Consider the following 11,739-nt stretch of genomic DNA (forward strand, 5'->3'; position numbering starts at 1 on the left):
TGTCTTGGGTCATGAGGCGGGAAACTCCGGATCGTTCGACCCGTGAATAGCTCCCGCCCCCGCCTACGTCATTACCCGAAGAGGCCCAGCAGGCTCGCGATCCCCCACAGGCCCAAGCCAAGGAAGATCAGCGCCGCGCCGATGCGCACGTACTTCAGCGGCACGATCTTCGTGGCGGCCTCGCCCAGGTACACGGCCGGCACATTGGCCAGCATCATGCCCAGGGTGGTGCCGGCGGCCACCAGGGTGACGTTATGGAACTGCGCGCCCAGGGCCACCGTGGCGATCTGGGTCTTGTCGCCCATCTCGACCAGGAAGAAGGCGATGGCCGTGGTGGCGAACACGCCGTAGCGGCCCACCGCGCCGCCGTCCTCGTCGTCGGCCTTGTCGGGGATCAGCGCCCACGCGGCCATGGCGATGAACGAGATGGCGACCAGCCACTGGAACCAGGCGCCCTGCAGGTACTGGGCGACCAGCGAACCGGCCAGCGCCGCCAGGGCGTGGTTCAGCAGCGTGGCGACCAGGATGCCCAGGATGATCGGGATCGGCTTCTTGAACCGCGTGGCCAGGATGATGGCCAGAAGCTGGGTCTTGTCGCCGATTTCGGCAATGGCCACGACCAGGGTCGAGACGAGCAGGGATTCCATGAAACACCGTTGCGGGGCCGAGCGCAGACAAGACAACAGCGACCGTTTCCCCGCCCAGCCCGGACGGAAAACGACGCCATTGGTCTCGCCAGGAAAGCTGTCGGTGCTTTCCTCGCCCGCGCCATGATCCGAGGATCAAGTATGTTGACGGCGGGCCCCGCTGATAGGCGCGGGCGGCTACTCCCCAAGGGATGGGGGCGTGTAGCCGGGCTGGCCCCTCGGATCAAGCAGAGAGCCATTCGCAAGTTGAGGGATGGTCGGCAGTCGGAGAGCAAGGCCGTCGGCCGACAGTCCCCTAAACCGCCGCCGGAGCCTCGAACCGCAGCAGTTGGATCGCCACCCGCACCTTGCCGGAAACGAACGAGCCGCCAGCCGCGGTGAGCACCACGGGCGTATCGGCGTAATACGCCGTCGGTCCCACCACGCCGATGTTGCTGGCGTTCAGCGCCACGCCCAGCGAGCTTCCGAACTTGCCCGTCTCGCCGGCGACGCCGCAGCTGTAGGAAATCGCGCCGGTGACCGCGGCGCTGGTGCGGGTCGAGACGCCCAGCACGATGGCGCGGGCGGGAATCACGGCGGCGGTGACGACCGACGCGCCGGTCAGGCTCGCCTCGACCTCGACGATCTCGATGCGAACATTGGCCCCGAACGGCGAGCGCGCGGCGGTCAAGCTGGTGAAGGTGGACGACAGCGCGACCCAGGCCGAGCCGGTGAACACCGCCATCTGGCCCTCGTCGACGATCCAGGCGGTGAAGCCGGCGGCGGGCGCGATGGACTCCCAGGCGCCGGCTTCGAAGCGCATCAGGCGTTGGGCAGGCGCGGACGCCCAGTCGCCCCCGGTCGCCGCGGCGGGACGGATCCACAGGGCGCCGTCGGCGGGATTGGCGGGCTGGATCGCGATCGTGCGGCTGATCACGCAGGGCTGGACGAGGCCGTCGAGCCTGGCGAGGCCTTCGTTGACGGTGACGTGCTTCTGGGCTTGCCCCGCAGCCACATAGGGCAGCGAAAGACGGGGCGTGGCGGCGTCGGACATGGCGCGCTCCTGGCGGGTTTCGAACCCGCTCAGGATCGCCTCGCCGGAGTCGCCGGGGACGAAGCCGCCTTCGTCCCCGGCTCGATCCCCGTCCTACTCGGCGGCGAAAGCCAGGCGATTGCCGGCCGTCAGCGCGGTCTTGGCCGCCAGTTCGGCCTTCGCGTCCTCATATTCCTCCGCCAGGCGCGCGATGCGTTCGGCGACCGGCAGCACTTCGGTGATGGCGCCGATGCCCTGGCCCGAACCCCAGATGTCTCGCCAGGCCTTGGCGTCCTGGTTGCCGCCCGAGCCGAAGCTCATCTTCGACGGATCGCTTTGCGGCAGGTTGTCGGGGTCTAGGCCGGCGGCGACGATCGACTGGCGCAGATAGTTGCCGTGCACGCCGGTGAAGAGGTTCGAATAGACGATGTCGCTGGCGTTGGCCTCGGTGATCGTCCGCTTGTAGGCCTCCGGCGCATTGGCCTCCTCGGTCGCGATGAAGGCCGAGCCGATATAGGCCAGGTCCGCGCCCATGGCCTGGGCCGCCAGGACCGAACGACCGCTGGCGATGGCGCCCGACAGGGCCACAGGCCCGTCGAACCAGGTGCGGATCTCCTGCACCAGGGCGAAGGGCGAGATCGCCCCCGCGTGGCCGCCGGCCCCTGCCGCCACCGGAATCAGGCCGTCGGCCCCCTTCTCGATGGCCTTGCGGGCGAAGCGGTCGTTGATGACGTCGTGCAGGGTGATGCCGCCGTACGAGTGGATCGCCTGGTTCAGGTCCTCGCGTGCACCCAGCGAGGTGATCACCACGGGCACCTTGTATTTCACGCACAGCTCGATGTCCTGCTCGAGCCGGTTGTTGGTCTTGTGGACGATCTGGTTCACCGCGAACGGAGCCGAGGGCATGTCCGGGTGGGCCTTGTCCCAGGCGGCCAGTTCCTCTGTGATGCGGGCCAGCCACTCGTCAAGCTGCGACAGCGGGCGGGCGTTCAGCGACGGGAACGAGCCGACGATGCCGGCCTTGCACTCGGCGATCACGAGATCCGGATTGCTGATGATGAACAGCGGCGAGGCGATCACCGGCAGGCGCAGACGGTCACGCAGGATGGGCGGCAGAGCCATGGGACGGGGGTCTCCTCGTTCCGCGACGTCAGGCGCCGCGCATGTTAACAGCGTTAGCTTAAACGCCTGTTCATGGGACTTGCAAGCGCTTGACCTCCGTGGCGGCAGGCGCGCAACTGCGTCAAAATACAGGAATGCCGCACCGCAGGAGAACCCCGTCGTGAGCGAGGCGCCCGCCCAACTGGCCGACGACTTCGGCCCGCCCGACGAAGCCTTGGCGCAGGCCAAGTGGTTGAAACTGGTCGAAAAGACCCTCAAAGGGGCCGATTTCGACGAGACCCTGGTGCGCGCCACGCCGGACGGCATAGCCATCCGCCCGCTCTACACCGCCAGCGACGCCGTGGCCGTGACCCGCGACCTGCGCCCGCGCGACCTCGACCGCCCCTGGGACCTGCGCACGCGCATCGCCCACCCCGATCCTCGGCACGCCAACGCCGAGATCCTGAAGGACCTGGAGAACGGCGCGGCCTCGGTGTTGTTGGCGCTGCATCCGCAAGGCGGAAACGGCGTCGCGGTCGGTTCGCGCGAGGACCTGGCCCGCGTGCTCGACGGCGTGCTGCTGGATCTGGCGCCCGTGGCGCTGGACGCCGGATTCCTCGGTCCCAAGGCCGCCGACTGGCTGGGCGCCCTGGCCAAGGCCGCGCCCAACGCGCCGCTCGCCTTCCACATGGATCCGCTGACGGCTTGGATGCAGGCCGGCGTCAGCCCCGGCCCGATCGAGAGCCACGTGTTCAGCGCGGCCACGGTCGGCGCAAGGCTGGCCGAGATCTACGCCACGGCAACCCTGTTCCTGGCCACCGGCCGCGCCGCGCACGAGGCCGGCGGCTCCAACGCCGAGGAACTGGCGGTGATGGCCGCCAGCGCGCTCGCCTACGCCAAGGCCCTGGTCCGCTCGGGCCTGTCGATGGACGAGGCCTGGTCTCGCATCGTGCTGGGCGTCAGCCTGGACGGCGAATACTTCACCGGCGTGGCCAAGGTGCGCGCCGTCCGCTCGCTGTGGGCGCAATTGACCCGCGCCTGCGGCGTTGAGCTTCCCGCCCGCATCGAAGCCCGCTCCTCGCAGCGGATGCTGGCCAAGGCCGACGCCTGGACCAACCTGCTGCGCCTGACCGCCGCCGGCTTCGCGGGCGCGGTGGGCGGGGCCGACACGGTCATCCTCGGAAACTTCACCGACGCCATCGGCCTGCCGACGGCCTTCGCCCGCCGCCAGGCCCGCAACACCCAGCTCGTCCTGATGGAGGAAAGCCACCTGGGCCGCGTCGCCGATCCGGCCGGCGGCGCCTGGTACCTCGACACCCTGACCGACCAGCTGGCCCGCGCCGCCTGGGGCTGCTTCCAGGCCATCGAGGCCGACGGCGGGATCGTCAAGGCGCTGGAAAGCGGCCTGATCGCCGACATGGTCGCCGAGACCCGTGAGGGACAAGAGGCGTCCTTCGCCGACAAGAGCCGCAAGATCCTGGGGGTCACCGCCTTCCCCAACGCCGAGGACAAGGCGCCCGACGTCGAGACGCCCGACGCGTCCGCCTTCGCGGTCGACGGCCCCGACCCGCGCTTGCCAGGCCCGGACAGCCGGTGCCCGGCCCTCACCCCCATCCGCTTCGCCGCCGCCTTCGAGGGAGCCTGAGCCATGAGCAAGTTCCCGAACTTCGCAGAAGTCTCCTTCGAGGCGCCCGAACCCACGGCCGCGCCCGCGGCCGGCAAGGCCTGGAGCACGCCCGAGGGCGTCGACGTCGCCCCTGCCTTCACCGCGCAGGATGCGGCGGGCCTCGACTTCACCGACGGCCGCCCCGGCGTCGCACCGTTCGTGCGCGGCCCCTACCCGACCATGTACGTCACCAATCCGTGGACGGTACGCCAGTACGCCGGCTTCTCCACGGCCGAGGACTCAAACGCCTTCTACCGCCGCAATCTCGCGGCCGGTCAGATGGGCCTGTCGGTGGCCTTCGACCTTGCCACGCACCGCGGCTATGACTCAGACCACGAGCGGGTGAAGGGCGACGTCGGCATGGCGGGCGTGGCCATCGACTCCATCCTCGACATGCGCACCCTTTTCAGCGGCATCCCGCTCGACAAGATGAGCGTGTCGATGACCATGAACGGCGCGGTGCTGCCGATCCTGGCGCTCTACATCGTCGCCGCCGAGGAGCAGGGCGTCACGCCCGACAAGCTCTCGGGCACGATCCAGAACGATATCCTCAAAGAGTTCATGGTGCGGAACACCTACATCTATCCGCCCGCGCCCTCGATGCGGATCATCTCGGACATTTTCGCCTTCACCTCGGCGAACATGCCCAAGTTCAACTCGATCTCGATCAGCGGCTACCACATGCAGGAGGCCGGGGCCTCGGCCGACCTGGAACTGGCCTACACCCTGGCCGACGGCATCGAATACGCCCGAGCGGGCGTGGCGGCCGGCATGAGCATCGACGCCTTCGCGCCGCGCCTGTCGTTCTTCTGGGCCATCGGCATGAACTACTTCATGGAAGTGGCCAAGATGCGCGCGGCCCGCCTGCTGTGGGCCCGCCTGATGAAGCGCGAGTTCGATCCCAAGGACGACCGCTCGCTGTCCCTTCGCACCCACAGCCAGACCTCGGGCTGGTCGCTGGCGGCGCAGGACGTGTTCAACAACGTCTCGCGCACGTGCGTAGAGGCGATGGCCGCCGTCAACGGCCAAACCCAGAGCCTGCACACCAACGCCCTGGACGAGGCCCTGGCCCTGCCGACCGACTTTTCGGCCCGCATCGCCCGCAACACCCAGCTGTTCCTGCAGATGGAAAGCGGCACCACCCGCGTCGCCGACCCGTGGGGCGGCAGCTTCTACGTCGAGCGCCTGACCCACGACCTGGCGGTCAAGGCCCTCGCCCACATCGAAGAGGTCGAAGCCGCCGGCGGCATGGCCAAGGCCATCGAGCAGGGCATCCCCAAGCTGCGCATCGAGGAAGCCGCCGCCAAGACCCAGGCCCGCATCGACTCCAATCGCCAGAGCGTCGTGGGGGTCAATCGCTACAAGCCCGAGGTGGCCGACGTCATCCCGATGCTGAAGGTCGACAACAGCTCGGTGCGCAACCAGCAGCTCGAAAAGCTGGCCCGCCTGAAGGCCGAGCGCGATCCGGCCGCGACGCAGGCCGCGCTGCAGGCGCTGGAGGACGGCGCGCGCGGCAGCGGCAACCTGCTGGCCCTGGCCGTCGACGCGGCCCGCGCCAAGGCCACCGTCGGCGAGATCAGCGACGCGCTCGAGCGGGTGTTCGGCCGCCACCGGGCCGAGATCAAGTCGATCCAGGGCGTCTACATGAAGGAAGCCGGCTCCGATCCCACCACCGCCCGCGCCAAGGCCATGGTCGAGGCCTTCGCCCAGGCCGACGGCCGCCGCCCGCGCATCCTGGTCGCCAAGATGGGCCAGGACGGCCACGACCGCGGCCAGAAGGTGATCGCCACCGCCTTCGCCGACCTCGGCTTCGACGTCGACATCGGCCCGCTGTTCCAGACGCCCGCCGAGGCCGCCCGCCAGGCCGTGGAGAACGACGTCCATATCGTCGGTGCCTCGTCGCTCGCGGCCGGCCACCTGACCCTGGCCCCCGAGCTGAAGGCGGAGCTGGGCAAGCAGGGCCGCGCCGACATCATGATGGTGGTCGGCGGCGTGATCCCGCCACAGGACTTCCAGGCCCTGCGCGACGCCGGCGCCGCGGCGATCTTCCCTCCCGGCACCGTGATCGCCGAGGCGGTGATCGAGCTGCTGGAGAAGCTGAACAAGCAGCTGGGCTACACCCAGGGCGAGGCGGCTTAGTCGATCGGGCTCGGGAAATTTCCCGAACGCCATGCTAGGCTTCGCCCATGAACGCTCCGGGCCGCCTTGCCGAAACCGTCGCGCCATATCGCTTCACGTACGACGACGTGCTGCGGATGGTCGAGGCCGGCATCCTCGCGCAGGACGCCCGCGTGGAGCTGATCGAGGGGGAACTGATCGCGGTGTCGCCGGAAAGCGTGCCTCACGTCCGCTGTCGGCGCTGGCTGACCCAGTTCTTCACCCGCCGCCTCGCCGAAGGCGAGTGGGAGGTCAACGCCGGCGCCCCCGCCCATCTCGACGACCAGACGGCGCCCGAGCCCGATCTCGCGATCTTCCCGAGCCGCCTACACGATCGCGAGGTGCGCGGTTCTGATATCGTGCTGGCGATCGAGGTGTCGGTTTCCAGCCTGGCCTTCGACCTGGGCCGCAAGGCCGAGCTCTATGCCCAGAGCGGCGTCCGAGAATACTGGGTGGTCGACGTGCCAGGCCGCCGGATCATCGTCCATCGCGAACCGTCTGCGGGCGGCTATCGCGCCGTGCAGGAGGTTGGGATGCGGGGATCAATCGCGCCGAAAGCCTTCCCGCATCTGGAAATCGCCATCGTGAGCCTGCCGCTCGACGATTGAGCCTTCAGCGCCTGCCGGCCTTGGCCTTCTTCTTCCGGCGCTTGAGGTCGATCCCCTCGGGCGCGCCATGGCGGGCTTCGATGTCCTTCTGCAGGGCCTTGGCCGCCATCAGGTGTCCGGGAAACAGGGTGTCGACCGCCCAGCCGACGACGGGCACGGCGCTGGTAGAGCTGTCGAACAGCATGTAGGCGGCCATCCGCGCCACGGTAGGCAGCGACGCGCGGGCCTGCCAGGCGTGATACCCAAGCACGGCCGCCGCGCCCAGGCTGTAGGCGGTGTTGGCGCCCGGCACCCAGGCCAGCACGCCGTCGAGGCCGATGCCGATAGGACCGACGCCGATCAGCCGGTCCGACAATCGCTTGATCGTCTCGGCGTTGCGCCAGGCCCTGTGCGCCCGCTGTCGATAGCCGGCGGGGCCCCCATCAAGGGTTTTGGCGTCGATCACTTCGCCTTGCAGAACGGCTTCGTCGGTCATGCTGTCTCAACGCCTCGCCGCAGGCTTGGTTGTCAGCCCAGGAACACCACCCGGCGCTTTTCCTTGCCCGACCGGATCCGCTCGAGCAGGTCGCGGTACTCGGCCGTGCCTTGGGCCTCCTTGCGCGATCCCTCGAAATAGATCGTGTCGTCCATGTGCTTGATCAACATGCCGCCGGCCCACTTCTGGCCCGTAAACAGGGTGTCGGCCACCGCGCCGAGCCCGGGCGGTCCCAGCGGCAGCAGGGCGTCGATCAGCAGCACGGCGGCCATCTGGATCAGGATCATCGGCGCGGCCCTGGCGCGCACGCCGTCGAACAAAAGCACCCCGCCCGCGCCCAGCGAGTAGAGCGACCCCGCCCCGCCGAACCAGGCCAGGATGCCGTCGAGGCCGATGCCCACCGGCCCCACGCCGACGATGTTGTCGGACAGCTTGACCGTGCGCTCGACGCTGCCGCGGATATTGTGCAGGTCGAGATGCGATTTGGCGAAGAACAACGGCCAGCCCCCCAGCTTCAGCGCGGGCAATCTGCCTCAAGGCCGAGCTCGCCGGAAGCCGGTTTCCCGCCACGCGCGAAACTTCGCCTTGTCGCCATGCGAGCAGCGCGGGAGCCCCTCGCGGTACGTCCCGTTTATGCTTAACTATGCGCCATCGAGCGAAGGACCCGCAGCCATGCTGATCTCGACCACCCCGTTCATCGAGGGCCGTCCGGTCAAGGAATACAAGGGCGCGGTCTATTCCCAGGCGATCCTGGGCGCCAATGTCGTACTCGACCTGCTGGCCTCGATCCGCGACTTCATCGGCGGCCGCTCCAGCTCCTACGAGCGCGTCCTGGCCAGGGCCCGGGAAGACGCCCTGAAGAACCTGACCAAGGAAGCCGAGAAGGTCGGCGCCAACGCCATCCTGGCGGTCGATCTCGACTACAACACCGTCGGCCCCAACGGCCAGATGATGATGGTTTCGGTTTCCGGCACGGCGGTCGTCCTCTAAGCCTGCGGCGTGTCCCCCCAAAGGGGGAGCATCTGTTTGACTCGCCAGATCCTGGTCCTCTGGGTGAGGCGACCCGAAGGCCGGATGGGGGGTTTTTCCCCGCCGCAGGAAGGAAACCGATGGCGCTGATCCTGCACGCCCACCCGCTCTCGTCGTTCTGCCACAAGGCGCTGACGGCGCTCTACGAGTACGGCCTGCCGTTCGAGCAGCGCATGGTCGACTTTGGCGACCCAGCCTCGGCGGAAGCGTTCCGCGCCCTATGGCCGATGGCGCGGATGCCTGTGCTGGAGGACACGAGCCGTGGCGCGGTCGTCCCCGAGAGCTCGATCATGATCGAGTATCTGCAGATCCATCATTCCGGCACGGTCCGGCTGATCCCCGAGGATCCGGACGCAGCGCTGGAAGTGCGGGCCAGGGACCGGTTCTTCGATCTTTCAGTGCAAGTCCCGATGCAGAAGATCGTCAACGACCGGATCCGGCCGGCGAACGCCAAGGACCCTCACGGCCTGGCCGAGGCGAAAGCCCATCTGGCTGCCGCCCTCGACATCGTCGAACGCGACATGGAAGGCCGCACCTGGGCGGCCGGCGAGGCCTTCAGCATGGCCGACTGCGCCGCCGCGCCGGCGATGTTCTATGCCGACAAGGTCATGCCCCTAGCGCCCGAACGGCCCAACGCGGCCGCCTATCTGGGGCGGCTGAAGGCCCGGCCTTCCTATGCGCGCACGCTGAAGGAGGCCGAGCCCTACATGCGGTTCTTCCCGGTCGCCTAAGCCTCGGCCTCCCAGGCCAGGAACTCCGGCGTCTCCAGCAGGCGCTCGCAATAGGCGCCGGCCGCGCCGGTGTCGCCGTAGTCCGACAGGTGCACGCCGTAGGTGCGGAAGCGGGTGGCGACCGGGGTGTAGAAGGCGTCGGCGATCGACCATTCGCCCAGCAGGAACGGCCCGCCCGAACGCTTCAGGAGTTGATTCCAGCGCTCGGTGATCTTGCGCACGTCCTTCTGGGTGGCTTCCGACAGGTCGGCCTTCTTGATCAGGCCCAGGTCCATGGGGCATTCGCCGCGCAGCGACGAGAAGCCCGAATGCATCTCGGCCGCCGCCGAACGGGCCAGGGCGCGCAGTTCGGGTTCCTCCGGCCACAGCTTGGCCTCGGGGAACTTCTCGGCCAGGTATTCACAGATCGCCAGCGAGTCCCAGACCACCAGGTCGCCGTCCTTCAGGGCGGGCGCCAGCTTGCTGGGCGAGTGCCTGGCGATGTCGGCCTCGGTGGCGTCGCCGCGCCGCAGCTCGATCTCGATCTCCTTGAACGGAGCGCCCACGCGCTTGAGCACGAGCCAGGGTCGCAGCGACCAGGTCGACCACTTCTTGGTGCCGATGACGAGTTCCATGACGGTCTCCTGTTCTATGCGGACTGGCCTTCCGGCTTAACGCGCGTCTACAGTCCCCTCAACGATTAGAACAACTGTTCGAGGAGGAACGCCCATGGCGGAGACGGCAACCCCGTCGCCGGTGATCGCGCCCGTGTCGAGCGGCTATCGCCGCTATGCCCTTTGGGTGCTGCTGATCATCTACACGCTGAACTTCCTCGACCGGCAGGTGGTCAACATCCTGGCCGAGCCGATCAAGCGCGATCTGGGGCTGGCCGACTGGCAGCTGGGCATGATGACGGGCCTGGCCTTCGCGATCTTCTACACCGTGCTGGGCATCCCGATCGCGCGGCTTGCCGAGCGTAAGAACCGGCCGCGGATCATCGCCGCCTCTATCCTGGCCTGGAGCGCCTTCACCGTGCTGTGCGGCTTCGCCCAGAACGTCTGGCAGCTGATCGCCGCCCGCATCGGGGTGGGCGTCGGCGAGGCCGGCTGCACCCCGCCGGCCCACTCGCTGATCACCGACTATGTTCCCAAGGAAAAGCGGGCCAGCGCCATCGCCTTCTATTCGATCGGCACGCCGCTGGGCACGCTGGCCGGCATGGCCATGGGTGGGCTGATCGCCGACGCCTACGGCTGGCGCGCGGCCTTCATGGTCGCTGGCGCGCCGGGCGTGCTGTTCGCGATCATCGCCGCCTTCACCCTGGTGGAGCCGCGCAGGCAGCTGGCCGCGGACCTCGCCAACCGCGCGGCCCATCAGGTCAGCTTCGGCGCCGCCCTGGCGGTGCTGATGACCAAGAAGACTTTCTGGCTGGTGGCCTTCGCCGCCTCGATCAAGGCCTTCGTCGGCTATGGCCAGGCGCCGTTCATCGCCTCGTACTTCTTCCGCAACCACGGCGCCGACGTCGCCGCCCTGGCCGCGCAGTTCGGGCTGAAGTCGGCTGGGTTCCTGGGCCTGGCCCTGGGCCTGATCGGCGGTACGGCCGGCGTCATCGGCGCCTGGCTGGGCGGGCAGATGGCCGACAAGCTGGGAGCCAAGGACCTGCGGGCCTACGTCACCGTGCCGGCGATCGCCTCGCTGGTCACCTTGCCCTTCTACATCGCCGCCGTCAGCCTCGATTCGGTGACCGCCGCCATCGGCATCCTGACCATTCCGATCCTGCTGGGAACGCTGTGGTACGGACCGGTCTACGCCACGGCCCAGAGCATCGTCGACCCGTCGATGCGGGCCACGGCCTCGGCCGTGCTGCTGTTCGTGATCAATCTGATCGGCCTGGGCCTTGGCCCCGTGGCCGTGGGCGCGCTGAGCGACCTCTTCGCCGGACCGATGGGCCTGGGCGAGGCCCAGGGCGTGCGCTGGGCGCTGATCGTCTCGACGATGTTCGGCCTGGTGGCGTTCGCGCTGTTCTGGGCGGCGCGAAAGACCATTCGCGAGGACATGGTGGGGTAAAGCGCGGGGAACCTCCCCCTATGGGGGCGTGTTGCTTAAAACGGCGGATCGTCGAGATTGAGGTGGCGGACGGGCGGCCGAGGGGCTGATGAGCCGCTCTGGAGGCTCTTTGGCCGGGCGGAGGGGGCTTTTTTCCAGACTGCAGACGCAGTGAGCCCCTGGAAGCCTCCGCTCAGGTCGCGGTGAGTGCGGTCCAGCGGCGCAGGTTGAAGGCGATGGCGGCCATCAGGACTTGGGCGCGGGCCTTTGTCAGGCCGACATAGCGGATGA

General features: G+C 68.6%; 12 protein-coding genes and 1 riboswitch. Of the genes, 6 read left to right on the forward strand and 6 right to left on the reverse strand.

The genetic code is table 11. The features are described 5' to 3' along the window. Positions 1 to 71: 71 nt before the first annotated feature. The 3 genes from DDF67_RS14550 to DDF67_RS14560 form a co-directional block, all read right to left on the reverse strand. Positions 72 to 647, reverse strand: coding sequence for a TMEM165/GDT1 family protein (locus tag DDF67_RS14550; protein ID WP_109101573.1), 576 nt, complete (start codon positions 645 to 647; stop codon positions 72 to 74). Positions 648 to 737: 90 nt separating this feature from the next. Next, positions 738 to 845: riboswitch (yybP-ykoY riboswitch) on the reverse strand. A gap of 97 nt (positions 846 to 942) precedes the next feature. Then, positions 943 to 1,680, reverse strand: coding sequence for a DUF2793 domain-containing protein (locus DDF67_RS14555; RefSeq protein WP_109101574.1), 738 nt, complete (start codon positions 1,678 to 1,680; stop codon positions 943 to 945). A gap of 93 nt (positions 1,681 to 1,773) precedes the next feature. Beyond that, positions 1,774 to 2,781 (reverse strand): NAD(P)H-dependent flavin oxidoreductase, encoded by a 1,008-nt coding sequence (locus DDF67_RS14560; protein WP_109101575.1) that lies wholly within the window; start codon positions 2,779 to 2,781, stop codon positions 1,774 to 1,776. Positions 2,782 to 2,962: 181 nt separating this feature from the next. On the opposite strand from DDF67_RS14560, the gene DDF67_RS14565 reads away from it, so the two are divergent. The 3 genes from DDF67_RS14565 to DDF67_RS14575 are packed head-to-tail and all read left to right on the forward strand — an operon-like array spanning position 2,963 to position 7,191. Beyond that, complete coding sequence (locus tag DDF67_RS14565; protein WP_109101602.1) at positions 2,963 to 4,405, forward strand: methylmalonyl-CoA mutase family protein; 1,443 nt, start codon at positions 2,963 to 2,965, stop codon at positions 4,403 to 4,405. Between the two features lie 3 nt (positions 4,406 to 4,408). Beyond that, positions 4,409 to 6,565 carry a methylmalonyl-CoA mutase gene (scpA, locus tag DDF67_RS14570; RefSeq protein ID WP_109101576.1) on the forward strand — a complete coding sequence of 719 codons (2,157 nt, stop codon included), beginning with the start codon at positions 4,409 to 4,411 and terminating at the stop codon, positions 6,563 to 6,565. A gap of 47 nt (positions 6,566 to 6,612) precedes the next feature. After that, positions 6,613 to 7,191 carry a Uma2 family endonuclease gene (locus tag DDF67_RS14575; protein ID WP_109101577.1) on the forward strand — a complete coding sequence of 193 codons (579 nt, stop codon included), beginning with the start codon at positions 6,613 to 6,615 and terminating at the stop codon, positions 7,189 to 7,191. A 4-nt stretch (positions 7,192 to 7,195) separates the two neighbouring features. Here the strand turns inward: DDF67_RS14575 and DDF67_RS14580 are convergent, their stop codons facing one another. Together DDF67_RS14580 and DDF67_RS14585 are read right to left on the reverse strand one after the other, a co-directional pair. Then, entirely contained in the window at positions 7,196 to 7,666 is a 471-nt protein-coding gene (locus tag DDF67_RS14580; protein WP_109101578.1) for a DUF4112 domain-containing protein, read from the reverse strand. Between the two features lie 32 nt (positions 7,667 to 7,698). Beyond that, a complete protein-coding gene (locus tag DDF67_RS14585) occupies positions 7,699 to 8,163 on the reverse strand; it encodes a DUF4112 domain-containing protein (RefSeq protein WP_109101603.1) in 465 nt (154 codons plus the stop codon). Between the two features lie 175 nt (positions 8,164 to 8,338). Here DDF67_RS14585 and DDF67_RS14590 point away from each other — a divergent pair, with 175 nt between their 5' ends. Then, positions 8,339 to 8,656, forward strand: coding sequence for a heavy metal-binding domain-containing protein (locus tag DDF67_RS14590; protein WP_109101579.1), 318 nt, complete (start codon positions 8,339 to 8,341; stop codon positions 8,654 to 8,656). A gap of 119 nt (positions 8,657 to 8,775) precedes the next feature. Beyond that, positions 8,776 to 9,426: a glutathione S-transferase family protein gene (locus DDF67_RS14595; RefSeq protein WP_109101580.1), complete on the forward strand. Its 651-nt coding sequence runs from the start codon at positions 8,776 to 8,778 to the stop codon at positions 9,424 to 9,426. On the opposite strand, the gene DDF67_RS14600 is transcribed toward DDF67_RS14595, so the two are convergent. Next, positions 9,423 to 10,040 carry a glutathione S-transferase family protein gene (locus DDF67_RS14600; protein ID WP_109101581.1) on the reverse strand — a complete coding sequence of 206 codons (618 nt, stop codon included), beginning with the start codon at positions 10,038 to 10,040 and terminating at the stop codon, positions 9,423 to 9,425. The two genes, DDF67_RS14595 and DDF67_RS14600, sit on opposite strands and share 4 nt — an antisense overlap. Before the next feature lie 94 nt (positions 10,041 to 10,134). On the opposite strand from DDF67_RS14600, the gene DDF67_RS14605 reads away from it, so the two are divergent. Further along, complete coding sequence (locus DDF67_RS14605; protein WP_109101582.1) at positions 10,135 to 11,469, forward strand: spinster family MFS transporter; 1,335 nt, start codon at positions 10,135 to 10,137, stop codon at positions 11,467 to 11,469. Positions 11,470 to 11,739: the final 270 nt, after the last annotated feature.

It is taken from the genome of Caulobacter endophyticus, from assembly GCF_003116815.1.
Taxonomy (GTDB): Bacteria; Pseudomonadota; Alphaproteobacteria; order Caulobacterales; family Caulobacteraceae; genus Caulobacter; species Caulobacter endophyticus.

Excerpts from the sequence above, each read along its gene's own strand:
- DDF67_RS14560 (WP_109101575.1), bottom strand. The coding sequence starts at position 2,781 with ATGGCTCTGCCGCCCATCCTGCGTGACCGTCTGCGCCTGCCGGTGATC.
- DDF67_RS14575 (WP_109101577.1), top strand. The coding sequence starts at position 6,613 with ATGAACGCTCCGGGCCGCCTTGCCGAAACCGTCGCGCCATATCGCTTC.
- DDF67_RS14595 (WP_109101580.1), top strand. The coding sequence starts at position 8,776 with ATGGCGCTGATCCTGCACGCCCACCCGCTCTCGTCGTTCTGCCACAAG.
- DDF67_RS14555 (WP_109101574.1), bottom strand. The coding sequence starts at position 1,680 with ATGTCCGACGCCGCCACGCCCCGTCTTTCGCTGCCCTATGTGGCTGCG.
- DDF67_RS14600 (WP_109101581.1), bottom strand. The coding sequence starts at position 10,040 with ATGGAACTCGTCATCGGCACCAAGAAGTGGTCGACCTGGTCGCTGCGA.
- DDF67_RS14580 (WP_109101578.1), bottom strand. The coding sequence starts at position 7,666 with ATGACCGACGAAGCCGTTCTGCAAGGCGAAGTGATCGACGCCAAAACC.
- DDF67_RS14590 (WP_109101579.1), top strand. The coding sequence starts at position 8,339 with ATGCTGATCTCGACCACCCCGTTCATCGAGGGCCGTCCGGTCAAGGAA.
- scpA (WP_109101576.1), top strand. The coding sequence starts at position 4,409 with ATGAGCAAGTTCCCGAACTTCGCAGAAGTCTCCTTCGAGGCGCCCGAA.
- DDF67_RS14550 (WP_109101573.1), bottom strand. The coding sequence starts at position 647 with ATGGAATCCCTGCTCGTCTCGACCCTGGTCGTGGCCATTGCCGAAATC.
- DDF67_RS14605 (WP_109101582.1), top strand. The coding sequence starts at position 10,135 with ATGGCGGAGACGGCAACCCCGTCGCCGGTGATCGCGCCCGTGTCGAGC.